The organism is Pseudomonas sp. RIT-562 (assembly GCF_026241895.1).
Classification (GTDB): domain Bacteria; phylum Pseudomonadota; class Gammaproteobacteria; order Pseudomonadales; family Pseudomonadaceae; genus Aquipseudomonas; species Aquipseudomonas mandelii_F.
Genome location: NZ_JAPJIV010000015.1, coordinates 58,313 through 81,063 on the forward strand (window position 1 = coordinate 58,313; position 22,751 = coordinate 81,063).

The 22,751-nt window shown below is 60.8% G+C and carries 19 protein-coding genes; 14 read left to right on the plus strand and 5 right to left on the minus strand.

Going from position 1 to position 22,751, the window contains the following annotated elements:
• The first annotated feature begins 37 nt into the window (after positions 1 to 37).
• The 5 genes from aroC to mtnC are packed head-to-tail and all read left to right on the plus strand — an operon-like array spanning position 38 to position 4,186.
• Complete coding sequence (aroC, locus tag ORL50_RS18410; protein WP_266017064.1) at positions 38 to 1,129, plus strand: chorismate synthase; 1,092 nt, start codon at positions 38 to 40, stop codon at positions 1,127 to 1,129.
• Positions 1,130 to 1,157: 28 nt separating this feature from the next.
• The gene (locus ORL50_RS18415; RefSeq protein WP_266017065.1) at positions 1,158 to 2,309 is read left to right on the plus strand and encodes an MFS transporter; all 1,152 of its coding nucleotides are present in this window, start codon (positions 1,158 to 1,160) and stop codon (positions 2,307 to 2,309) included.
• Positions 2,306 to 2,932: a methylthioribulose 1-phosphate dehydratase gene (locus ORL50_RS18420; RefSeq protein ID WP_266017066.1), complete on the plus strand. Its 627-nt coding sequence runs from the start codon at positions 2,306 to 2,308 to the stop codon at positions 2,930 to 2,932. The genes ORL50_RS18415 and ORL50_RS18420 overlap by 4 nt, the downstream gene beginning before the upstream one ends.
• A 20-nt stretch (positions 2,933 to 2,952) precedes the next feature.
• Positions 2,953 to 3,498, plus strand: coding sequence for a 1,2-dihydroxy-3-keto-5-methylthiopentene dioxygenase (locus tag ORL50_RS18425; protein WP_045059159.1), 546 nt, complete (start codon positions 2,953 to 2,955; stop codon positions 3,496 to 3,498).
• Positions 3,499 to 3,502: 4 nt separating this feature from the next.
• Positions 3,503 to 4,186, plus strand: coding sequence for an acireductone synthase (gene mtnC / locus ORL50_RS18430; protein WP_266017067.1), 684 nt, complete (start codon positions 3,503 to 3,505; stop codon positions 4,184 to 4,186).
• 184 nt (positions 4,187 to 4,370) lie between these two features.
• On the opposite strand, the gene ORL50_RS18435 is transcribed toward mtnC, so the two are convergent.
• Entirely contained in the window at positions 4,371 to 4,649 is a 279-nt protein-coding gene (locus ORL50_RS18435; protein ID WP_045059161.1) for a DUF3509 domain-containing protein, read from the minus strand.
• Positions 4,650 to 4,992: 343 nt separating this feature from the next.
• On the opposite strand from ORL50_RS18435, the gene ORL50_RS18440 reads away from it, so the two are divergent.
• Together ORL50_RS18440 and ORL50_RS18445 are read left to right on the plus strand one after the other, a co-directional pair.
• A complete protein-coding gene (locus ORL50_RS18440) occupies positions 4,993 to 6,831 on the plus strand; it encodes a long-chain-acyl-CoA synthetase (RefSeq protein ID WP_266017068.1) in 1,839 nt (612 codons plus the stop codon).
• A gap of 98 nt (positions 6,832 to 6,929) precedes the next feature.
• Positions 6,930 to 7,448 carry an ankyrin repeat domain-containing protein gene (locus ORL50_RS18445; RefSeq protein ID WP_266017069.1) on the plus strand — a complete coding sequence of 173 codons (519 nt, stop codon included), beginning with the start codon at positions 6,930 to 6,932 and terminating at the stop codon, positions 7,446 to 7,448.
• A 110-nt stretch (positions 7,449 to 7,558) separates the two neighbouring features.
• Here the strand turns inward: ORL50_RS18445 and ORL50_RS18450 are convergent, their stop codons facing one another.
• Both ORL50_RS18450 and xthA read right to left on the minus strand, forming a co-directional pair.
• The gene (locus tag ORL50_RS18450) at positions 7,559 to 8,899 is read right to left on the minus strand and encodes a substrate-binding domain-containing protein (protein ID WP_266017070.1); all 1,341 of its coding nucleotides are present in this window, start codon (positions 8,897 to 8,899) and stop codon (positions 7,559 to 7,561) included.
• Positions 8,900 to 8,998: 99 nt separating this feature from the next.
• The gene (gene xthA / locus ORL50_RS18455) at positions 8,999 to 9,811 is read right to left on the minus strand and encodes an exodeoxyribonuclease III (RefSeq protein ID WP_266017071.1); all 813 of its coding nucleotides are present in this window, start codon (positions 9,809 to 9,811) and stop codon (positions 8,999 to 9,001) included.
• Between the two features lie 220 nt (positions 9,812 to 10,031).
• Between xthA and ORL50_RS18460 the strand changes: the two genes are divergently transcribed.
• The 7 genes from ORL50_RS18460 (at position 10,032) to ORL50_RS18490 (ending at position 21,209) form a co-directional block, all read left to right on the plus strand.
• Positions 10,032 to 10,682 carry a GNAT family N-acetyltransferase gene (locus ORL50_RS18460; RefSeq protein WP_266017072.1) on the plus strand — a complete coding sequence of 217 codons (651 nt, stop codon included), beginning with the start codon at positions 10,032 to 10,034 and terminating at the stop codon, positions 10,680 to 10,682.
• Between the two features lie 65 nt (positions 10,683 to 10,747).
• On the plus strand, positions 10,748 to 12,481 hold the full coding sequence (locus tag ORL50_RS18465; protein ID WP_266017073.1) for an autotransporter assembly complex protein TamA: 1,734 nt from the start codon (positions 10,748 to 10,750) through the stop codon (positions 12,479 to 12,481).
• On the plus strand, positions 12,478 to 16,152 hold the full coding sequence (locus ORL50_RS18470) for a translocation/assembly module TamB domain-containing protein (protein WP_266017075.1): 3,675 nt from the start codon (positions 12,478 to 12,480) through the stop codon (positions 16,150 to 16,152). Before ORL50_RS18465 ends, ORL50_RS18470 begins: the two co-directional genes overlap by 4 nt.
• A gap of 211 nt (positions 16,153 to 16,363) precedes the next feature.
• Positions 16,364 to 16,837 (plus strand): MarR family winged helix-turn-helix transcriptional regulator, encoded by a 474-nt coding sequence (locus ORL50_RS18475; protein ID WP_266017076.1) that lies wholly within the window; start codon positions 16,364 to 16,366, stop codon positions 16,835 to 16,837.
• A complete protein-coding gene (locus ORL50_RS18480; protein ID WP_266017078.1) occupies positions 16,834 to 18,297 on the plus strand; it encodes an efflux transporter outer membrane subunit in 1,464 nt (487 codons plus the stop codon). The genes ORL50_RS18475 and ORL50_RS18480 overlap by 4 nt, the downstream gene beginning before the upstream one ends.
• Before the next feature lie 15 nt (positions 18,298 to 18,312).
• Complete coding sequence (locus tag ORL50_RS18485; RefSeq protein WP_266017080.1) at positions 18,313 to 19,515, plus strand: HlyD/EmrA/EmrK family protein; 1,203 nt, start codon at positions 18,313 to 18,315, stop codon at positions 19,513 to 19,515.
• A gap of 164 nt (positions 19,516 to 19,679) precedes the next feature.
• A complete protein-coding gene (locus ORL50_RS18490) occupies positions 19,680 to 21,209 on the plus strand; it encodes a DHA2 family efflux MFS transporter permease subunit (RefSeq protein ID WP_266017082.1) in 1,530 nt (509 codons plus the stop codon).
• Between the two features lie 96 nt (positions 21,210 to 21,305).
• Here ORL50_RS18490 and lpxH read toward each other — a convergent pair whose 3' ends face one another.
• Entirely contained in the window at positions 21,306 to 22,034 is a 729-nt protein-coding gene (gene lpxH, locus ORL50_RS18495) for a UDP-2,3-diacylglucosamine diphosphatase (protein ID WP_266017084.1), read from the minus strand.
• Entirely contained in the window at positions 22,031 to 22,534 is a 504-nt protein-coding gene (locus tag ORL50_RS18500; protein WP_266017086.1) for a peptidylprolyl isomerase, read from the minus strand. The genes lpxH and ORL50_RS18500 overlap by 4 nt, the downstream gene beginning before the upstream one ends.
• Positions 22,535 to 22,751: the final 217 nt, after the last annotated feature.

A 22,751-nucleotide genomic window follows, 5' to 3' on the forward strand; every position in this document is an offset into this window, starting at 1 on the left:
CATTACGTATTCAGGTTCAATTCACGGAGCGTCCTGCATGTCCGGCAATACCTACGGCAAGCTGTTCACTGTCACCACCGCGGGCGAAAGCCATGGTCCGGCGTTGGTCGCCATTGTCGACGGCTGCCCGCCGGGCCTGGAAATTTCCCTGGAGGATTTGCAACGCGACCTCGATCGCCGCAAACCCGGCACCAGCCGCCACACCACGCAGCGCCAGGAAGCCGACGAAGTCGAAATCCTCTCCGGCGTATTTGAAGGTCGCACCACCGGTTGCGCCATCGGCCTGCTGATTCGCAACACCGACCAGAAGTCCAAGGACTACTCGGCGATCAAGGATCTGTTCCGCCCCGCCCACGCCGACTACACCTATCACCACAAGTATGGCGAGCGCGATTACCGCGGCGGCGGTCGCAGCTCGGCGCGGGAAACTGCCATGCGCGTGGCGGCCGGCGCGATTGCCAAGAAATACCTGGCCACCCAGGGCATCGTCATTCGCGGTTACATGAGTCAGTTAGGCCCAATCGAAATCCCGTTCAAGACCTGGGATTCGGTGGAAGACAACGCGTTTTTCAGCCCTGACCCGGATAAGGTCCCGGAGCTGGAAGCCTATATGGACCAGCTGCGCCGCGATCAGGATTCCGTTGGCGCGAAGATCACCGTCGTTGCCGAAGGCGTGATGCCAGGCCTCGGCGAGCCGATTTTCGATCGCCTTGATGCCGAACTGGCCCATGCGCTGATGAGCATCAACGCGGTCAAGGGCGTGGAAATCGGCGCCGGTTTCGCCAGCGTTGCCCAGCGCGGCACCGAACACCGCGACGAAATGACCCCGGAAGGTTTCCTCAGCAATAACGCCGGCGGCATTCTGGGCGGCATCTCGTCCGGCCAGCCGATTGTCGCGCACCTGGCGTTGAAGCCGACTTCGAGCATCACCACGCCGGGCCTTTCTATCGACGTTCATGGCAATCCGGTGGATGTCATCACCAAGGGGCGTCACGACCCGTGCGTGGGCATCCGCGCCACGCCGATCGCCGAAGCGATGATGGCCATCGTGCTGATGGATCACCTGCTGCGCCACCGCGGGCAGAACGCCGATGTGCGCGTCAGCACGCCGGTGCTGGGTCAGCTTTAATGGCTGACCTGATGGCCGCTGCAGTCTGATGACGACAGCGGCGCTCCCGTACTGGCGGCTCTCCAGTTTTTATCTGTTCTATTTCGCCTTGCTCGGTTCGACAGCGCCGTTCCTGGCGCTGTACTTCGATCACCTGGGTTTTTCCAGTGCGCGCATCGGCGAGCTGGTGGCGATTCCGATGCTGATGCGCTGCGTGGCGCCGAACATCTGGGGCTGGCTGGGGGACTACACCGGCCGGCGCCTGGCCATCGTGCGCTTTGGCGCGGTGTGCACCCTGCTGTCGTTTGCGCTGATTTTCGTCAGCAAGACCTACGCCTGGCTGGCGATGGTCATGGCCTTGCACGCATTCTTCTGGCACGCGGTGCTGCCGCAGTTCGAAGTCATCACCCTGGCACACTTGCAAGGCCAGACCTCGCGCTACAGCCAGATCCGCTTGTGGGGTTCCATCGGTTTCATCATCACCGTGGTCGCGCTGGGACGCTTGTTCGAGTGGTTGAGCCTGGACATTTATCCCCTGGCGCTGGTGCTGATCATGGCCGGGATCGTGGTCAGCAGCCTGTGGGTGCCCAATGCCCAGCCGGTGCAGGGTGAACGCATCGCCGGCGAAGGTTTTGTGCAACAGTTGCGCAGTCCCGGGGTCCTGGCGTTTTATGCCTGTGTGGCCCTGATGCAACTGAGCCACGGCCCGTACTACACCTTCCTGACGTTGCACCTGGAGCAATTAGGCTACAGCCGTGGGCTGATCGGCCTGCTCTGGGCGCTGGGGGTGGTGGCCGAAGTCCTGATGTTCCTGGGCATGAGCAAGATTCTTGCGCGTTTTTCCGTGCGCCGGGTACTGCTGGCGAGTTTTCTCCTGGCGGCGCTGCGCTGGTTGTTGCTGGGCTCGTTCGCCGAATATGTGTGGGTGCTGCTATTTGCCCAGGTGCTGCACGCCGCAACTTTCGGCAGTTTTCATGCAGCTGCCATCCAGTTCGTGCAACGTAGTTTCGGTTCGCGCCAGCAAGGGCAGGGCCAGGCGTTGTACGCAGCGCTGGCCGGCACCGGCGGCGCACTGGGCGCTTTGTACTCCGGCTACAGCTGGAATGCCCTCGGGGCCACGTTCACCTTTAGTATCGCCAGTCTCGCAGCCTTCGCCGCTGCCGTTATCATAGCCACACGCATGCAAGAGGACAGGCCATGAGCCTTACCCGTGAACATCTCGCCCAGGAAATCATCGATGCCGGGCGCTTCCTGTATGGCCGCGGCTGGTCGCCGGCCACCAGCAGCAACTATTCGGCGCGCCTGTCGCCGACCGAAGCGCTGCTGACCGTGTCCGGCAAGCACAAAGGCCAGTTGGGCCTGGATGATGTGCTGGCCACCGACCTGTCGGGCAACAGCCTGGAACCGGGCAAAAAACCGTCCGCCGAAACCTTGCTGCACACCCAGCTCTACAGCTGGTGCGCGGACATCGGCGCGGTGCTGCACACCCATTCGGTGAATGCCACGGTGCTGTCGCGCCTGACCCCGCAGGATTTCATCGAGTTCGAGGATTACGAGCTGCAAAAGGCCTTCAGTGGCATATCGACCCACGAATCCCGGGTGCGAGTGCCGATTTTCGACAATGACCAGGACATTGCGCGCCTCGCCGCCAAGGTGCAGCCTTGGTTGGAGGCTCACCCCGATTGCGTCGGCTACCTGATTCGCGGCCATGGCCTCTACACCTGGGGCGCGCGTATGAGTGACGCGTTGCGGCAGATCGAGGCCTTCGAATTTTTGTTTGAGTGCGAGTTGAAGATGCGCTCGCTCTCCAACCGTAACGCATGAACCGTTAAGGAGTTGCCCTGATGAGCAGCCTGTCCGTTTACCACGTCTCAAGCCCTGACATTCCGAACAAGGTGCTAACGCATTTCGAAGACATCGCTTCGACCCTGGCCGAGCAGGGTGTGCGCTTCGACCGCTGGCAAGCCGCAGCGAAAATCCAGCCCGGCGCCAGCCAGGAAGAAGTGATCGCGGCTTACCAGGAACAGATCGACAAGCTGATGACCGAACGCGGCTACGTGACGGTCGACGTCATCAGCCTGAACAGCGATCACCCGCAAAAAGCCGAACTGCGCGCCAAGTTCCTCGACGAGCACCGGCATGGTGAGGACGAAGTACGCTTTTTTGTCGCCGGCCGTGGGCTGTTCACCCTGCACATCGACGATTACGTTTATGCCGTACTGTGCGAGAAGAACGACCTAATCTCGGTGCCTGCCGGTACCCCGCACTGGTTCGACATGGGTGAACATCCGCACTTCGTGGCGATACGCCTGTTCAACAACCCTGAAGGCTGGGTGGCTAACTTCACCGGCGAAGACATCGCCAATCGCTTCCCGCGACTGGAGGATTGAGCCGATGCCGATCAAAGCGATCCTCACCGACATCGAAGGCACCACCAGCGCCGTGAGCTTTGTGTTCGACGTGCTGTTTCCCTACGCTGCCAAGCACCTGCCGGACTTCGTTCGGCAACAGGCCGGGCGCGCCGATGTGGCCGAGCAACTGGACGCGGTGCGCCGCGACAGCAACGAGCCAGAGGCGGATGTCGAACGGGTCATCGAGATTCTCCTTGGCTGGATTGCCGAAGACCGCAAGGCCACGCCGTTGAAGGCGTTGCAAGGGATGGTCTGGGAGCAGGGCTACCAGGCGGGGCAGTTGCAGGGGCATGTGTACCCGGATGCCGTCGAAGCGCTCAAGGCATGGCATCAGGCCGGCTTTAAACTTTATGTTTACTCGTCAGGCTCGATTCAGGCGCAGAAGCTGATTTTCGGCTGTTCGGAAGCGGGGGATTTGTCTGCGCTGTTTAGCGGCTATTTCGACACCACTTCAGGTCCCAAGCGAGAGGCGCAGTCGTACCAGCGGATCACCCAGGCGATTGGCCTTGACGCTGCACAGATACTGTTTCTGTCGGATATCGTCGAAGAACTGGATGCTGCGCGGGCAGCTGGAATGGCTACGTGCGGTTTGGCGCGAGAAGGAGGGGAGTTGCCTGGTCACGTGACCGTCGACAGCTTCAAAAACATCGACCCGGCAAAATTCTAAAACAACTGCTGGAAGAACGTTGTAGCAGCACAAACACCTGTGGGAGCAAAGCTTGCTCGCGATTCTTTGGCGTCAGTTGAACAACCGTTCCTGACACATCGCAATCGCGAGCAAGCTTTGCTCCCACAGTATTTACAGCTTTAGAACATTTACAGCTCTAAACCCGCTGAAGCATTCGAACAATTTACGCCGAATGATAAGTCGGCAAAGCAAACCGTTGCTGGCTTTGCAGCATCGAAATCTGCGGTAGTTCGCTGGCCTGTTCAGCCAGGTCGCGGCGGATCGCACTGATCACCCACGACAACTGGTCACCAGCATGCAGCTGCTGGTAGGAAATCGAGCGTTTGAAGACTTTGCCTTCCTGACTGCGCAGTGTCAGCAGGATGCCGCCGTCGGGGCGTGGCTGAGTGTTCACTTCGAAGTTGGAGAACAGGGAGGTAAATTTTTCTTGGATCAGGCTCATGTCTATCAGCTCCGTTAGCACTTGATTAGCAAGCATGGAGAGGTAGTTGCACCCTTTGTGCCAGTATTCTAAATATAAAAAACCCTTATAAATCAATGAGATGAAAAATCTGGCATTTTTGCCTCTCGTGCAATCTGCATGAAAGGCCATCGTGCATCCTGCATTTTGCGAGATTGCTTCGGTTTCAACGGAACCATTCGCACATTCCGCGCTCACGCTGCCACCGAGGTGATAGGCGGATACAAAACATTGCAAAAACCGCGTGTACAGCCCCTGAACCACTCACGTACTTTCGGCCTCAGACACCGCCACCCGACAATAAAAAGATCGAACGGGAGCAACCATGAGCCGCGCGCTGAACCACACGATTACCTGGGGCATGATGCTCCGCAAACTGCCTTCCATCGCCAAGGCGCTACCTCGAGTGGTGCGGGGCATGAAGGCCGCCAACGTCAAGGATCCGACCCAATCATGTGGTCTCGGCTGGAGCTTCGAGCAAGCGACGCTGCGCAATCCCGACGGCCCGGCGTTACTTCAGGGCGATGTGCTGCTGACCTACGCCGAGGTCAACCAGTGGGCCAATCGCATTGCCCACCACCTCAGCTCCCAGGGCATCCGCAAGGGCGATGTGGTAGCGGTGTTCATCGAGAATCGCCCGGAACTGCTGGTGACTATCCTCGCGGTGGCCAAGACGGGTGCGATCAGTGCCCTGCTCAATACCTCGCAAACCCGTGACACCCTGGCCCACAGCCTGAACCTGGTGACACCTGCAGCCATCATCGTCGGCGGCGAATTGGTGCCGGCGTTTTGCGCGGTCAGCGAGCGCGTGGCGATCGATCCGGCGCGCACCTGGTACGTCGCGGATCAGGATACTTACCGCCACCCGGGTATTGCGCCCGATGGTTTCATCAACCTGATGGCGGCGATCGCCGACAGCCCCAGCGAAAACCCGGCGACCAGTCAGCAGATCTTTTTCGACGATCCCTGCTTTTACATCTACACCTCGGGCACCACCGGGTTGCCCAAGGCGGGGGTGTTCAAGCACGGGCGCTGGATGCGCAGCTCCGCCAGTTTCGGCATGATTGCGCTGGATATGGGCCCGGATGACGTCGTCTACTGCACCCTGCCGCTGTACCACGCCACTGGGCTGTGCGTGTGCTGGGGCTCAGCCATCAGCGGCGCGTCGGGGTTCGCCATTCGCCGCAAGTTCAGCGCCAGCCAGTTCTGGAACGATGTGCGCAAGTACCGCGCCACGACCCTGGGCTACGTCGGTGAATTGTGCCGCTACCTGGTCGATCAGCCGCCCACTGCCGAAGACAGCCAGCACCGGGTCACCAAGATGATCGGCAACGGCCTGCGCCCCGGCGCCTGGGCTGAATTCAAGACGCGCTTTGCGGTTGATCACATCTGCGAGCTGTACGCCGCCAGTGACGGCAATATCGGTTTTACCAACGTGCTCAACTTCGACAACACCGTAGGTTTTTCCCTGATGTCCTGGGAACTGGCCGCCTACGACCATGACACTGGCGAGCCTCTGCGAGACGGCAGGGGGTTCATGCGCAAGGTTGCCAAGGGCGAGCAGGGCTTGTTGCTGGCAAAGATCGACGACAAGGCGCCACTGGACGGCTACACCGACTCGCAGAAGACTGCAAAAGTGGTGCTGCACGACGTGTTTGAGAAGGGTGATCGTTACTTCAACACCGGAGACCTGTTGCGCAACATCGGCTTCGGTCACGCGCAATTTGTCGATCGGCTGGGCGACACCTATCGCTGGAAGGGCGAGAACGTCTCGACCACGGAGGTGGAAAACATCCTGCTGCGGCATCCGAATATTTCCGAGGCCGTGGCCTACGGAGTGGAAGTGCACAATACCAACGGGCGGGCCGGAATGGCGGCGATCACCCCGGCCGAATCCCTGGCGACCCTGGATTTCAGCGAGTTGCTGACGTTCGCGCGCGAGCACATGCCTGCGTACGCGGTGCCGTTGTTCCTGCGAGTCAAAGTAAAAATGGAGACCACCGGCACCTTCAAATACCAGAAGACCCGGCTCAAGGACGAAGGCTTTGACCCTGGCAAAACCGGTGACGATCCCATTTATGCCTGGCTGCCGGGAACTCACACCTATGTGCAGGTGACTGAACAGGTGCTGGCCGAGATTCACGACGGCAAATACCGTTATTAAATCTGGCTATGACCCTTGATCAAAAAAAGCAAGTGACAGCCCCGAGGCTGCTCGGGAAACTGTCGCCTTTTGCACCTACACAGAAAAGTGGAGCCACCATGTCAGACCAAAGCCGCCAGATGACCCCCGAAGAAGCCGCTGAATTTGCCGAACAGGTATTCAACAAGGCGCGCGAGGGCGATGCGGCCATGATGGCAGCGTTGCTGTCCAAGGGCCTGCCGCCAAACTTGCGCAACCATAAGGGTGACACCTTGTTGATGCTGGCTGCCTACCATGGGCATGTCGAGACGGTAAAAGTACTGCTCGAGCACAAGGCTGACCCGGAAATCCGCAACGACAATGGCCAGAGCCCGATTGCTGGCGCAGCGTTCAAGGGCGACCTGGCGGTAGTCAGCGCGCTGGTCGACGGTGGCGCGCAGGTTGAAGGCTCGTCCTTCGACGGCCGTACCGCACTGATGATGGCGGCCATGTTCAACCGAGTTGCCATCGTCGACTATCTGATCAGTAAAGGCGCAGATCCGAAGGCCAAGGATGCCAATGGCGTATCGGCGCTGGATGCAGCCAGGACCATGGGTGCGGTGGATACCACGGCGCAGCTGGAGAAATTGCAGGGCTGATTAGCCGCGTGCGGCCACCTGGAAAACTGCAAGGCTAGTTACGCGATTGCGGCCACTTGGGAAAATTGCAAGGCTGGCCACTCTGTAGCAGCTGCCACTGCATCCAGCCGTCAGTACACCCAGACCTCAACCCTTCGGTTTCTGATCCGTCCCTCATCGGCGCTGTTCGCCGCCACTGGCATCTGGGCGCCAAAGCCGCGGACCTCGCGCAGTACCACGCCGCTTTTAGCCAGTTCCCGGCGCACTGCCATGGCACGCAGTTTCGACAACAGATCGGCGCGCCCCGGCTCAGCCTTGGCATCGCCAAACCCCACCAGTGTCACCTGCCGATCGGTCTTGTTGCGCTGCTTTATATAGTCGAGCACCCGCGACAGGTCCTGGCGTGCCTTGCTGTCCAGCGTCGCGCTGCCTTCTTCGAAGCGAAAATTCACGGTCAGGCGCTGCGCATGGCGGCTGAGGGTTTGATATTCCTCCGGCATCAGCGCATTGGGTGCGACAGCCATGGCCTGGACGGTCTGCGCGATAAACCCGCTGGCTGCGACGATCTCCTGGCCCTGTTTGCCTTGGGCAAATTTTACCAATGCCTGGGCCCAGGGGTTGCCGCCCTTGGGTGGCAGGTAGAGGAACAGCCGGCGTGACAGCGGATAGTCTTCCGTGGCGATCAGGTTGTTCAACGGCAACATCGCCTGGGAAGCGCCATCGGCAATCGCCACGGCTTTGGCCTGGCGCACATAGGGCAAGCCGATGAAGCCGATGGCTTGAGGATCCTGGCTGACGGCGTCGGACAATTGCTCGCTCGACTCAAAGCGTTTTGCGCTGGTGCTGAGGGTTTTTCCACGGCCGCTGAGCACCAGTTCCTTCAAGGTATCGTAGGTGCCGGAGTGATCATCGCGGGCATAAAGATGAATGGTCCCACCACTGCCGCCGACTTCCTCCCACGTCCGGATGTCGCCACTGAAGATGCTCGCCAGTTGAGTGGTGGTCAGTTGTTTCAGCGGATTATGCGGGTGGAGGATGATCGCCAGGCCGTCGATGGCGATAACCTGCTCGGCGCCCGGGCTCTTGAGGTCGCCGAGGGACTGCAGGCCGGCTAGCTCGCTGTCCCTGATCGGGCGCGAGGAGGCGGCAAGATCGGCAGAGTCGTTCTGCAATGCAGTGAAACCGGTGCTGGAACCATGCGCAGCGATCTCCACCTCGACCCGACGGCCCTCGACAGTTTCGCCGACGATCCGTAGTTCGTTGGTCTTGTCCGGCGGTTCGCGATGAATCTTCAGCAAACCCTGCTCGCGCATCAAGCCTTCGACCAGCGCCGGGCCTAATGCCGCGCCAATGGTGTTGGAACCCTGGATGCGCAATACCGGGCCGTGCTCGGCCAGCGGTAATGCGCCAGCGAACACCGATGCGGGCATGAGCATGCCTAGCGTCAACAGCAACAAAACGCGCAGCATCATGCCGGCACCCTACAAGACAAAGGAAGTGCCGGAAGATTAAGTCAGTAGGGTTTCACAAAGATGACAGCAGGCTCACACCTACCGGGAAATGCTCAAGGATCAGCTCAATTCAAGCCAGATCGGCGCATGATCCGAGGGCTTTTCCATCCCGCGCAATTCATAGTCCACACCGGCATCCTTCACCCGTGGCAACAAGCCATGCGAAGCCATGATCAGGTCAATCCGCAGCCCGCGCTTGGGCTCATCTTCAAATCCGCGGCTGCGGTAGTCGAACCAGCTGAAGCGATCAGCGACGTCTGGGTTCAGATGCCGGAAGCTGTCCACCAGGCCCCAATTCTTCAACCGCGCCATCCACTCGCGCTCCTCCGGCAGGAAGCTGCATTTGCCGGTCTTCAACCAGCGCTTCATGTTGTCCGGGCCGATGCCGATGTCGCAATCCTCTGGAGAGATGTTGACGTCACCCATCACCACGACCGGCTGCTCGTTGCTGAACTGGCTTTCGAGCAGTTGCTGCAAGTCACTGTAGAAGCGTTCCTTGGCCGGGAACTTGGTGGGGTGGTCGCGGCTTTCCCCTTGTGGGAAATAGCCGTTCATGATTGTTATGGGCAGGCCATTGGCGTCGGCAAACTTGCCCCAGATGAATCGGCGCTGAGCGTCTTCGTCATCAGTGGTGAAGCCTTTGTGCAGCTCCAGGGGTTCCTGGCGAGAGAGCAGGGCAACCCCGTAGTGGCCTTTTTGCCCATGGAAATACACGTGATAACCCAGCGCTTGAACCTCGGCCAGCGGGAACTGGTCATCGTGGACCTTGGTTTCCTGCAGTCCGATCACGTCGGGCTGATGCTTTTCAATCAGCGCCGCCAGCTGATGCGGGCGAGCACGCAGCCCGTTGATGTTGAAGGAGACGATCTTCATGGTCGGCAGTCCTGGCGCAAAAGCGCGATGCTAACTGACATGGTTGCAGGGGACCAGCCGTTGGCTGCTTTTTCGGGTGCCCCGACCCAATTGGTCTATACATTGTTAGACCCAGCCCGACCGCTGTTTTCAACTCAGCAAGGAACTGTGCCCACGCCCAGAGGCTCGTACCAACAAGAGCGCCGCCATTTTGAGCGGTGCCCCGGGGAGATTTACCGTTATGCCCGAAACCTCGACCGCCATCGCCGATATCCACATGCTCGACAGTGGCTACTCTCGCGAAGCCCGCTCGCTGCTGTACCAGGCCTACCGCCATGAGCCGACGTTCAGCTATCTGTTCGAATCCGAGCGCCCCGGCTATGAACAGCGAGTGCGCGCTACCGTGCGTGAACTGGTCAAGCAGCATTTCCTCCAGGACCTGCCCGCCATTGGCCTGCTGGTCAACGACCGCCTGATAGGCATTGCCCTGATCGCGCCGCCGCAGCGTCGCCTGGGGATCACCGAAAGCTGGGCCTGGCGTTTGCGCATGGTGCTCAGCACCGGTTTCCGCTGCACTCGCCGCTATCTGGAATACCACGGTGCGGTGATGGCGTGCGTGCCGTCCGACTCGGTGCACCTGCTGCCATTGCTCGGCATCCACCCGCAATTTCAGGGCAAGCACTTCGGCGAACAATTGTTACAGGCTGTGCACAACTGGTGTGCCGTCGATGAACACTCCCAAGGAGTCGTCCTCGACACCGGTAACCCGCGTTACCTGGAATTCTACAAGCGCCAGGGCTATGAAGAGATCGGTGAAGTCGCCATTGGCCCGGTACGTGAACACGTATTTTTCCACGCCAATCCCCAAGTGTTGCAAACCGCAACCGCATAAAGGACGAACTTTGCGCGCAAACCAGGCTCTATCACGCTCCCAAGCTCGTGATAGCATCCGCGCCTATGAAGTTTCCAGGAAGAATTACCAGTAGCGTGCTGATGCTGTTAACCAGCTGCGCAGCGCTGGCGCAAAGTGAATTGGATGTGCGGGTCAAACCGTCCAACGATGAACTCAAGGCCAATATAGAGGGCTATATCGGCAGCCTCGGCGATCGTGACGAAGAAGCCTTGTTGCGCTTCAGTCGCGGTGCCGAGGAACAGGCGCGCAAAGCTGCCCAGGCCTTGGGTTATTATCAGCCGCAGATCGAAACGGACGTGGACGTAAAGGGCGGCAAGAACCCTCGGCTGATCCTCAACATCGATCCTGGCGAGCCTATCCACCTGCGTAATGTCACCATTCGAGTCGAAGGCCCGGCGGCGTCGCTCAAATCCTTTCGTGTGCCTAAAAGTGCTGCGCTGAAAACCGGCGCAGTGCTCAACCATGGCAATTACGAAGACGCCAAGCGCCTGATCCAGAACCAGGCTTCGCGTTTCGGTTTTTTCAGTGGGCATTTTTCCCGCCAGACTCTGTCGGTCGACCCGCGGGCCGGGGTGGCCGATATCGATCTGGTTTACCAGAGCGGTCCGCGTTACGCCCTGGGCAAAGTCAGTTTCGAAGGCGACACGCCGTTCGATGAGGATTTGCTCAAACGCATGGTGCCCTTCAAGGAAGGGGCGCCCTACGACTCCGAGCTGATTGCCGAACTCAATCAGGCCATGCAATCCAGTGGCTATTTTGAAAGTGTGCGGGTTGACGCCGCTCCCACTGCATCGAAAAACAATGTGATCCCGGTCGACGTCAAGCTCGACACCCGCAAGCCTCGCACCATGGGCCTCGGCCTGGGTTATTCGACCGACGTCGGCCCTCGAGTCAAGGCCAACTGGACCCGCCACTGGGTCAATCCCCAGGGCCACAGCTATGGCTGGGAAACCGAAATATCGGCACCGCGGCAGAACGTCGGGATTTTCTACGACATCCCCCTGGATCCGCCATTGACCGACAAGTTGCGTTTTGCCGGCGGCTACCAGAGCGAAGAAATTGCCGACAAGGACTCACTCAGCAAGCTGCTGACGATCGGTCCGGAGTGGCACAGCAAGTTGCCCAGCGGCTGGCAGCGCGTGGTGTCGCTGAAGTGGCAGCGCGAGGAGTATCGACTCGGCGACGACTCGGGCCTCAGTACCCTGCTGATGCCCGGGGTCAGTTATTCCTATCTGAAAAGTGACAACCGCATCGACCCGCACAACGGCTATCGCCTGCAGTTCGAGACCAAGGTGGCCAAGGAAGGATTGGGCTCGGACAACAACCTGCTGTACGGCACGGCGCTGGTCAAAGGCCTGACCACGGTGTTCGACAAACACCGCTTCCTTGGTCGCGTACAGGTCGGGGGCAGCGCCACCAACGGCTATAAATCGATTCCGCCGTCGCTGCGCTTCTTCGCCGGTGGCGATCAGAGCGTACGCGGTTACGACTACCAGAGCCTGTCCCCGGAAAACTCCGAGGGCGACCGGATCGGTGGCCGCTACATGGTCACCGCCAGCGCCGAGTACCAGTACTCGGTCGCGGAAAAATGGCGGGTGGCGACCTTCGTCGACCAGGGCAACTCCTTTAATACGCTCGAACTGCCAAACCTCAAGACCGGCGTCGGCATCGGTGTGCGCTGGATCTCGCCGGTGGGCCCGATCCGCCTCGACCTGGCCCATGCGCTGGATGACGACGGTGGCGTTCGATTGCACTTTTCCATGGGGCCCGAGTTGTGAAGCGTGGTTTGAAGATAACGCTGCTGGCCATTCTTGGTCTGTTGCTGCTGATTGTTCTGGCAGTCTCCACCGTGCTCGGTACGGCGGCGGGCAGTCGCTGGGCATTGGGTTTTGTGCCGGGCCTGAGCGTGGACAATTTCCAGGGTCGCCTGGGCGGACAATGGAGTGCCGATCACCTGGTGTGGCAGCAGGACAGCAGCCGGGTGGAGCTGAGCCGGGCAATCTTCGCCTGGTCTCCCTGGTGCCTGGCGCGTCGGACCCTGTGCATCGAGCAGCTGCAGGCTGATCAAGTCAGCCTGCAGTTTCCACCAGGTACCGATGAAGACAGCAGCGGCGCGCTCATGCTGCCGGACCTGGACTTGCCGCTGGCCATCGAGCTGGGCGATGTCAAAGTCGGCAGCCTGCTGTTCAACGGCAGCGAAGAACTCAGGGGCCTGCAGCTGGCCGCGCACTGGACCGCCCAGGGCTTGAAGATCGACTCGCTCAAGCTGCAGCGCGAGGAGCTGAGCCTGAATCTGTCCGGGCTGCTGCAACCCAGCGGCAACTGGCCACTGACCGCCGAAGGAGCCCTGACTCTGCCTGCGCCGGGCACTGGCCCGTGGGCGCTGGCGTTGAAAGTCGATGGCGACTTGCTGAAAACCCTCAACCTGAAGGCTGACAGCAGCGGCTACCTCAATGGCCAGCTGACCGGCGAGTTGCAACCGCTGGTGGAAAACCTCCCGGCCAAGGTGCGCATCACGGCTGATGGCTTCAAGGCCAGCGCCGATCTCCCGGACACCCTGCAACTCAATCAGCTCGAACTCTCGGGCGCTGGCGACCTGAAAAACGGTTACCAACTAATCGGCAAGGCCACGCTCCCGGCGGAACAAGGTCCGGTCGCACTGGCGCTGCAAGGCAAGGTCGACGCCAACGGCGCGCAGATCGCCGGCCTCGACCTGAGCGCAAGCGACCAGCAGCACCTCAATCTCACCGGTCAGGTGGACTGGAGCAAAGGCCTCAGTGCCGATGCAAAGATCGACTGGCTGGACTTCCCGTGGCACCGCGTCTATCCGCTGATTGATGAGCCGCAAGTGGCGTTGCGCAGCTTCAATGGCGAAGTCTCCTATACCGATGGCAAATACCTGGGCCACTTCAAGGCCGCACTGGATGGTCCGGCCGGGGCCTTCAGCCTGCAGAGCCCGTTCGCTGGCGACCTGAGCAAAATCTACCTGCAGCAAATCCAGCTGGAAGCGGGGCAGGGCAAGGCCCAAGGGCACTTGAACCTGCAATTTGCCGACGGCATCGCCTGGGATACGGCCCTTGATCTATCGGCAATTGATCCGGCGTACTGGGTCGCCGAGTTGCCGGGCACCTTGGCCGGTCCGCTGCGCAGTACCGGGGAGATGAAAAACGACAAGCTCAGCCTCAATGCCGACCTCGACCTCAAGGGCAAGCTGCGCGGCCAACCGTCGATCATCCAGGCCAAGGCCGATGGCGGCGGCGAGCAGTGGAACCTCAGCGCCTTGCAGATTCGCCTGGGCGATAACAGCATCAGTGGCAAGGGCAGCCTGCAGCAGAAGCTCGCCGGCCAGATCGAGATCAAGATGCCGCGGCTGGCCCAGCTGTGGCCACAACTGCGCGGCCAGCTCAATGGCCGGGTGGACGTCGCCGGTACGCTGAAGGCCCCGCAAGGCAAGCTCGATTTGCAAGGGACACAGCTGGCCTTCCAGGAAAATCGCCTGCAAAGCCTCAACCTCGATGCGACGCTGGATAGCGCGCAGCGGGCGAAAATCGACCTCAAGGGCAGCGGCATCCGCGCCGGTGACACTGCGCTGGGCACATTGACCGCCAGTGGCCAGGGCGATATCAAACAGCAGAAACTCAGCCTCGACCTGCAAGGGCCGCAACTCAAGCTCGCCCTGGGGCTGGACGGCGCGTTGGCTCAAGGCAATTGGCGCGGACGCCTGGCCACGGGTGATATCCAGGCTGGCGGTCAGGACTGGAAGCTGCAGGCGCCGGCGAAGCTCGAGCGCCTGGCCGATGGCAAGATCAACTTCGGCGCCCATTGCTGGCGTTCGGGTCCGGCCAGCCTGTGCGGTGAAGACCAGCGCCTGATGCCCGAGCCCAAGCTGCGTTATCACCTCAAGCAATTCCCGATCGACAGCCTGGCGCAGTGGTTGCCCAAGGACTTCGCCTGGAAAGGCGCGCTCAATGCCGACCTGCAGCTGGACCTGCCCGCGAGTGGGCCGAATGGTCAGATCAGCATCGATGCCAGCGGCGGCACCCTGCGAGTGCGCGACAAGGACCAGTGGCTGGACTTTCCGTACCAGACTCTGCTGCTCACCAGCAAGATGACCCCCAAGCGCATCGACACCGACCTGAATTTCGTCGGCGGCAAGCTGGGTGAGTTGCGGGTGCAGGCACAGATCAACCCGTTGCCGGCGAACAAGCCCATGAGCGGCACGTTCCGCCTAAGCGGTTTGGACTTGTCCGTGGCGCGGCCCTTTGTGCCGATGGTCGAGAAAATCACCGGTCGCCTGAATGGCAGCGGCACGATCGGCGGCACCCTGATGGCGCCTCTGGTCAACGGCAATCTGCTGCTCAGCGATGGCGAAGTGTCCGGGCCGGAACTGCCAATCGAGTTGCAGGCCTTGCAGCTCCAGGCAGTGATCGCCGGCGAAACCGTGCAGTTGAACGGCGGCTGGAAGAGCGGCAAGACCGGGCAGGGCACGCTCAACGGCAACATCGCCTGGGGCCAGGCCCTGGTGGTCGACCTGGCACTCAAGGGCTCGCAACTGCCCGTGTCCGTCGAACCCTACGCCAAGCTGGAAGTCGCCCCGGACCTGAAGATCTCGATGAAAGGCGATGAGCTGGCGGTTGCCGGCAAGGTGCTGGTGCCCAGAGGCGACATCACCGTGCGCGAGTTGCCGCCGTCGACGGTCAAGGTCTCCGATGACACCGTCATCGTTGGCCAGCAGACCGAGCAAGGCAAACCGCCGCTGGCGATGAAAATGGACATCGATGTGGAGGTTGGCTCCGACAAACTCAGCTTCACTGGGTTTGGCCTGACCGCCAATCTGCAGGGCCACGTGCATATCGGCGACAACATGGACACCCGTGGTGAGCTCTGGCTCAACGATGGCCGTTATCGCGCCTACGGCCAGCGCCTGACCGTGCGCCGCGCGCGGTTGCTGTTTGCCGGGCCGCTGGATCAGCCGTACCTGGACATCGAGGCTATTCGCCAGACCGACGACGTCATCGCCGGCATCCGCCTGAGCGGCAGCGCCGAGCAGCCGACCACGCAGATCTTCTCGGAACCGGCGCTGAGCCAGGAGCAGGCATTGTCCTACCTGGTGCTGGGGCGGCCGTTGAGTACCGATGGCGGCGACAACAACATGCTCGCCCAAGCGGCGCTTGGCCTGGGCTTGATGGGCAGTTCCGGGGTGACCGGCGGGTTGGCGAAGAACCTGGGTATCCAGGATTTCCAGCTCGACACCCAGGGCAGCGGCGACCAGACCGCCGTGGTTGCCAGCGGCAACATCTCGGAAAAACTCAGCTTGCGATATGGGGTGGGGGTGTTCGAGCCGGCCAATACCATTGCGTTGCGTTACAAGCTGAGCAAGAAGGTCTATCTGGAAGCGGCGGGTGGGGTCGCGAGCTCGCTGGATATCTTCTACAAGCGGGATTTCTAGTTTCCCCAAAATCAAAAGATCGCAGCCTTCGGCAGCTCCTACAGGTGTTCACAGAACCTTGTAGGAGCTGCCGAAGGCTGCGATCTTTTCGCATTTAATCTCCCATTTATCAGTCAAATACAAAGCATCCTAACTATTACGTTGACATTCGCTGCCTAGGCAGTAACATCTCGTCATACATTCTCTGCCTAGGCAGCTAATCGGTGGCCAGATGAAACACTTCACCCCGGACGACTTCAAGAACTGCCATCTCGGGCTCCTGCTCGGGCGCGCCGCGCTGCTCAAGGACCGGATCATCGACACCCACATGGAACCCCACGGCATCACTGCCGCGCAGTTCAAGGTGTTGATCATCATGGCCCAGTTCGGCGTCGACACTCCCGCCGAGCTGTGCCGGCACCTGTCCCTGGACAGCGGTTCGATGACCCGGATGCTCGATCGCCTGGAACAGAAGGGGTTCCTCGCCCGCCAGCGTTCGGAAGCGGACCGTCGTCAAGTGCAACTGGTACTCACCGCGCAAGGCCAGCAGCTCGCTGACCGCCTGCCGGACATCGGCGCAGCCGCCATGAATGAATTGGCTGGCGCAATCACCGGGCAAGAGCTGGCGACCCTGGAGCAGATCCTGAAGAAAATTTTGGTCGCGGCGGGTGACTCGATCACCTTGCTGCGGGTAGGTGATAAATGAGCAGCACAACCTCGCGCACCGGCTTGAGCCTGGTGCTGGCGGCCATGACCCTGGCAGGCTGTGCCAGTTACAGTGGCCTGAAGACAGAAGGCGTCACTGTCGATGCCAAAAGCCTCAAGGCCGGGCAGTCCCTCACCGGCGTCACCCTGTCACCGGCGGCCTGGCCAGCCAGCGACTGGTGGAAAAGTCTGGGCGACGCGCAGCTTGATGGGTTGATTCGCGAAGCCCTGCAAGACAGCCCAGACATGCAGATTGCCCAGGCTCGCGCGCATCAGGCCAGCGCCGCAGCCTATGCCGCCGATGCCGAGCGCATGCCGACGCTCGATGCCAGTGCTGGCGTCAGTCGCTCGCGACTGGCTCGGGATCAAGACCCGCAGGGGCAGGGCGGTGCTTACTCAACCGTTCGCAACCTGAGTGCCAGCTTCAATTACAACTTCGACCTCTGGGGTGGCCAGCGTGACGCCTGGGAAGCTGCGCTGGGTGAGGCCCGTGCCGCCGAAGTCGACCAGCAGGCGGCGCAGCTGACCTTGTCCGCCGACGTTGCCCGGGCCTACAGCGATCTCGGCCAGGCCCACATCATCCATGACCTGGCCAGCGAAGACCTCAAGCGCACCCGGCAGATGCTCGACCTGAGCAAGCGCCGGCTGAGTTCGGGTATCGACAGCCAGTACCAGTTCCAGCAGACCGAAAGCCTGGAAGCCAGTTCGCAGGCCAGCCTGATCGACGCGGAAAAGCGCCTGAACAGCGCGAAAATTGCCCTGGCGGTGCTGCTCGGCAAAGGCCCGGACCGTGGCAATGAAATCGCCCGGCCGAAAGTCCTTCAGGCCGGCGCCGTGGCGCTGCCATCGGTGCTGCCTGCCGAATTGCTCGGGCGTCGACCAGACCTGATCGCCGCGCGCTGGCGGGTCGAAGCGGCAAGCAAGAATATCGCCGCCGGCAAGACTCGCTTCTACCCCAACCTCAACCTGAGCGCCGCCGCCGGCTTCGAGTCGTTGCTGGGTGATGCAATGTTCGGTTCGGCCAGTCGGTTCTTCAACGTCGGGCCGACCATTTCTCTGCCGATTTTCGACGGCGGCCGCCTGCGCGCCGACCTCGATTCCCGCGACGCCGACTACGACCTGGCGGTGGCGCAGTACAACAAAAGCCTGGTGAAAGCCCTTGGCGATGTCAGCGACTCGATCAATCAGCTGCGCGATATCGGCCGGCAGATTGGCGCGCAGCAGCACGCCACCGACATCGCCCAGGATTCCTACAACACCGTGGTCCAGCGCTACGGTTCCGGTATCGGTAACTACCTGGACGTGCTCAGCATCGAGCAGCAGCTGCTCCAGGCCCAGCGTCAGCTGGCCAACCTGAATGCCGAGCAGATCGACCTGTCGATCCAACTGATGCAGGCGCTGGGCGGCGGCTTCCAGGGTGAAACCCTGGCGGCCGCCCCTTCAGCCACGCAGAACAACTAATTCAAGGTAACTGTCATGGCCACTGCCGAAAATACTCAAGCCCCTGATTCCCCGCAGGACACCGGCAATCCGCGCAAGCGCAAGATCATGTTGGTGATTCTGGCCATTGTCGTGGTCCTCGGCTGCGTCGGCGTCTGGGCTTATCACGAACTCTACGGGCGCTGGAACGAGAGCACCGACGATGCCTATGTGAACGGCAACGTGGTGGAAATCACCCCGCTGGTCACCGGCACCGTGGTCAGCATCGGAGCAGATGATGGCGACTTGGTGCATGAAGGCCAGGTGCTGATCAATTTCGACCCGAACGACGCCGAAGTCGGGCTGCAAAGTGCCCGGGCCAACCTGGCCCGCACCGTGCGCCAGGTTCGCGGCCTGTACAGCAATGTCGACGGCATGAAAGCCCAGGTCAACGCCCAGCAGGCGGAAGTGCAGAAGGCTCAGGACAACTTCAATCGACGCAAGAATCTGGCAGCCGGCGGTGCGATCTCCCAGGAAGAGCTGTCCCACGCCCGGGACGACCTGACCTCGGCACAAAACGCCCTGGCCAATGCCCGCCAGCAACTGAAAACCACCAGTGCGCTGGTGGATGACACCGTGGTCTCTTCGCACCCGGACGTGATGTCCGCCGCTGCGCAATTGCGCCAGGCTTACCTGACCAATGCCCGCAGCACCTTGATCGCGCCGGTCACCGGTTATGTCGCCAAACGCACGGTGCAGTTGGGCCAGCGAGTCCAGCCGGGCACTGCGCTGATGGCGGTGATTCCCCTGGATCAACTGTGGATCGACGCCAATTTCAAGGAAACCCAATTGCGCGATATGCGCATCGGCCAGCCGGTGGACATCGAGGCCGACCTCTATGGCAGTGACGTGAAATACAGCGGCACCATCGACAGTCTCGGCGCCGGTACCGGCAGCGCGTTTGCCCTGCTGCCGGCGCAGAACGCCACCGGTAACTGGATCAAGATCGTCCAACGGGTGCCGGTGCGGATTCACATCAACGCCCAAGAGCTGGCCAAACATCCGCTGCGCGTAGGGCTGTCGACCCAGGTCGAGGTGAACCTGCACGACCAGAGTGGTCCGGTACTGGCGCAACAGCCGCCGCAAAAGGCCTCGTTCAGCACCAACGTCTACGACCGTCAGTTGGCCGAAGCCGATGCGATGATCACCCAGCTCATCCACGACAACAGCGCCGCCGTCAGCAAGACCGCGCAACGCTGATCGCCATCACCTCGACCCTGTAGGAGTGAGCCTGCTCGCGATAGCGGTGGGCTGACCAACAAAGATGTTGAATGTAAGTCCGCCATCGCGAGCAGGCTCACTCCTACAGGGGTCAGCGGCGTCTGTAACAGGCGCGGCGCCAATCAGGTTTCAAAGGATTCGCGATGAGCAATAACGCGTCTTTCACGCCGCCCAGCCTGCTGCTCAGCACCATCGGCCTGTCGCTGGCGACTTTCATGCAGGTACTCGATACCACCATTGCCAACGTGGCCCTGCCGACGATCTCCGGCAACCTGGGGGTGAGTTCGGAGCAGGGCACCTGGGTGATCACTTCGTTCGCGGTGAGCAACGCCATCGCGCTGCCGCTGACCGGCTGGCTCAGTCGGCGATTCGGTGAGGTGAAGCTGTTTCTCTGGGCCACCATCCTGTTCGTGATCGCCTCGTTCCTGTGCGGTATTTCCACCTCGATGCCGGAGCTGATTCTGTTCCGGGTGATCCAGGGGTTGGTGGCCGGGCCGTTGTACCCGATGACCCAGACGTTGCTGATTGCCGTTTATCCCCCCGCGAGGCGCGGCATGGCCCTGGCGTTGCTGGCGATGGTCACGGTGGTGGCGCCGATTGCGGGTCCGATCCTTGGCGGCTGGATCACGGACAGCTACAGCTGGCCGTGGATCTTTTTTATTAACGTGCCGATCGGCATCTTTGCGGTGATGGTGGTGCGCCAGCAGCTCAAAGCGCGCCCGGTGCAGACCAGCCGCCAGCCCATGGATTACGTCGGCCTGATCACCTTGATTATTGGGGTCGGCGCCTTGCAGGTGATCCTTGATAAGGGCAATGACCTGGACTGGTTCGAGTCCAACTTCATCATTATCGGCGCGGCCATTTCGGTGATCGCCCTGGCGGTGTTCATCATCTGGGAAATGACCGACCAGCACCCGGTGGTCAACCTGCGCCTGTTTGCCCACCGAAATTTTCGCATCGGCACGCTGGTGCTGGTGCTGGGGTATGCCGGGTTCTTCGGGATCAACCTGATCCTGCCACAATGGCTGCAAACCCAGATGGGCTACACCGCCACCTGGGCCGGCCTCGCGGTAGCGCCGATCGGCATCCTGCCGGTGATCCTGTCGCCGTTCGTCGGCAAATATGCGCACAAATTCGACCTGCGCCTGCTCGCGGGGCTGGCGTTCCTGGCGATTGGCCTAAGCTGCTTCATGCGCGCCGGCTTCACCAATGAAGTGGACTTCCAGCACATTGCCCTGGTGCAGTTGTTCATGGGGATCGGCGTGGCGCTGTTCTTCATGCCGACGCTGAGCATCCTGATGTCGGACCTGCCCCCGAGCCAGATCGCCGATGGCGCCGGGCTGGCTACCTTCCTACGCACCTTGGGCGGCAGCTTTGCGGCGTCACTGACGACCTGGATCTGGATTCGCCGGGCGGATCAGCATCACGCCTATATGAGCGAAAGCATCAGCACCTACGAACCGGCCACCCGTGAGGCGCTCAATGCCCTCGGCGGTCCGGGCAACCCGGCCTACGCGCAGCTCGATCACGTGCTGACCAGCCAGGCGTACATGCTGTCCACGGTGGATTACTTCACGCTGCTGGGATGGGGGTTCATGGGCTTGATACTGATCGTGTGGCTGGCAAAACCGCCGTTTGCCGCCAAGGCCGGGCCAGCGGCCTCCGGCCATTGATTTAGCGGTGCCCGTTAAAAGATCGCAGCCTTCGGCAGCTCCTACAGGACTATGTGTACACCTGTAGGAGCTGCCGAAGGCTGCGATCTTTTGATCTCAAGAGGCTGCGAAATCGAACGGCGCTAACGCAAACCCATTCTCATCCACCTGCAACGCCCACCCCTGGCGATCCCAGTCCCCCAGCACAATGCGCCGGGCCGCCTGCTCGCCGATCTGCAGTTTGTGGATCGCCGGACGGTGGGTGTGCCCGTGGATCAAGGTCTTCACGCCATATTGCTGCATCACCCGTGGCACTTCCTCGGGGGTCACATCGACAATGTCATTGGCCTTCATGCGGGTCTGCGCCCGGCTTTCGCGGCGAAGCTTGCGCGCGAGTTTATGCCGGGTGCCGAGGGGCAGGTGGCGCAGGATAAACAGGGTGACGGGGTTACGCAGGTAGCGCCGCAGCTTCATATAAGCTTCGTCGCGGGTGCACAGGCTGTCACCGTGCATCAACAGCACCGGTTCGCCTGCGAGTTGCACGACGCTCGGGTCCTGCAACAACGTGCAGCCGGCTTGTTTGCAGAAGGCCTGGCCGAGCATGAAGTCGCGGTTACCGTGCATCAGGAAAATGGCCGTGCCGCTGTCGCTGAGATCGCGCAGGGCCTGGCAGATGGAGCGCTGGAAGGCGGTCATGGCATCGTCGCCAATCCACGCTTCGAAAAAGTCGCCAAGAATGTATAACGCACTTGCCGAGCGGGCCCGCCCGGCAAGCAAATCCAGAAACGCCCGGGTAATGTCCGGGCGCTCCTCTTCCAGATGCAAGTCTGAAATCAGCAATATCACTCAATGATCTCGGCTTTCTCGATGATCACGTCTTCTGCTGGTACGTCCTGGTGGCCGGACTTGCTGGTGGTGGAAACACCTTTGATCTTGTCCACGACTTCAGTGCCGGAAACCACTTTGGCGAATACTGCGTAGCCCCAGCCCTGGGTGGTCTTGGCGCTGTGGTTGAGGAAGCTGTTGTCAGCCACGTTGATGAAGAACTGCGCGGAGGCCGAATGCGGCTCCATGGTACGGGCCATGGCGACGCTGTACTTTTCGTTCGGCAGGCCGTTGTCGGCTTCGTTCTGGATGCTTGGGCGCTTGTCTTTCTTCTCTTTCATGCCTGGCTCGAAACCGCCGCCCTGGATCATGAAGTTACCGATGACGCGGTGGAACACAGTGTTTTCGTAGTGGCCGGCCTTGACGTACTCGATGAAGTTGGCAACGGTCAGCGGTGCCTTTTCAGCGTTCAGTTCCAGGACGATGTCGCCATGGTTGGTGGTCAGTTTGACTTGGGTCATGATCGGTACTCTTGATGAATTAAAGCTTCATGAGATAAAGCGTTTTCAATGAATTCGTGGTTTTGGGCATTAGCGCCTGCAACCGGTTCAGCCTGATGTTGGCCAAGAAACGCAGTTTAGCGCGACAGGCGCGAATTTCGAGGCTGTTTTTCATTTGCAGGCGATTAAATGCAGCCGTTTTCCGGCCTGCTCTGTCAGCAGCTTGACGGCATCGGCT

Excerpts from the sequence above, each read along its gene's own strand:
- aroC (WP_266017064.1), top strand. The coding sequence starts at position 38 with ATGTCCGGCAATACCTACGGCAAGCTGTTCACTGTCACCACCGCGGGC.
- ORL50_RS18415 (WP_266017065.1), top strand. The coding sequence starts at position 1,158 with ATGACGACAGCGGCGCTCCCGTACTGGCGGCTCTCCAGTTTTTATCTG.
- ORL50_RS18420 (WP_266017066.1), top strand. The coding sequence starts at position 2,306 with ATGAGCCTTACCCGTGAACATCTCGCCCAGGAAATCATCGATGCCGGG.
- ORL50_RS18425 (WP_045059159.1), top strand. The coding sequence starts at position 2,953 with ATGAGCAGCCTGTCCGTTTACCACGTCTCAAGCCCTGACATTCCGAAC.
- mtnC (WP_266017067.1), top strand. The coding sequence starts at position 3,503 with ATGCCGATCAAAGCGATCCTCACCGACATCGAAGGCACCACCAGCGCC.
- ORL50_RS18435 (WP_045059161.1), bottom strand. The coding sequence starts at position 4,649 with ATGAGCCTGATCCAAGAAAAATTTACCTCCCTGTTCTCCAACTTCGAA.
- ORL50_RS18440 (WP_266017068.1), top strand. The coding sequence starts at position 4,993 with ATGAGCCGCGCGCTGAACCACACGATTACCTGGGGCATGATGCTCCGC.
- ORL50_RS18445 (WP_266017069.1), top strand. The coding sequence starts at position 6,930 with ATGTCAGACCAAAGCCGCCAGATGACCCCCGAAGAAGCCGCTGAATTT.
- ORL50_RS18450 (WP_266017070.1), bottom strand. The coding sequence starts at position 8,899 with ATGATGCTGCGCGTTTTGTTGCTGTTGACGCTAGGCATGCTCATGCCC.
- xthA (WP_266017071.1), bottom strand. The coding sequence starts at position 9,811 with ATGAAGATCGTCTCCTTCAACATCAACGGGCTGCGTGCTCGCCCGCAT.
- ORL50_RS18460 (WP_266017072.1), top strand. The coding sequence starts at position 10,032 with ATGCCCGAAACCTCGACCGCCATCGCCGATATCCACATGCTCGACAGT.
- ORL50_RS18465 (WP_266017073.1), top strand. The coding sequence starts at position 10,748 with ATGAAGTTTCCAGGAAGAATTACCAGTAGCGTGCTGATGCTGTTAACC.
- ORL50_RS18475 (WP_266017076.1), top strand. The coding sequence starts at position 16,364 with ATGAAACACTTCACCCCGGACGACTTCAAGAACTGCCATCTCGGGCTC.
- ORL50_RS18480 (WP_266017078.1), top strand. The coding sequence starts at position 16,834 with ATGAGCAGCACAACCTCGCGCACCGGCTTGAGCCTGGTGCTGGCGGCC.
- ORL50_RS18485 (WP_266017080.1), top strand. The coding sequence starts at position 18,313 with ATGGCCACTGCCGAAAATACTCAAGCCCCTGATTCCCCGCAGGACACC.
- ORL50_RS18490 (WP_266017082.1), top strand. The coding sequence starts at position 19,680 with ATGAGCAATAACGCGTCTTTCACGCCGCCCAGCCTGCTGCTCAGCACC.
- ORL50_RS18500 (WP_266017086.1), bottom strand. The coding sequence starts at position 22,534 with ATGACCCAAGTCAAACTGACCACCAACCATGGCGACATCGTCCTGGAA.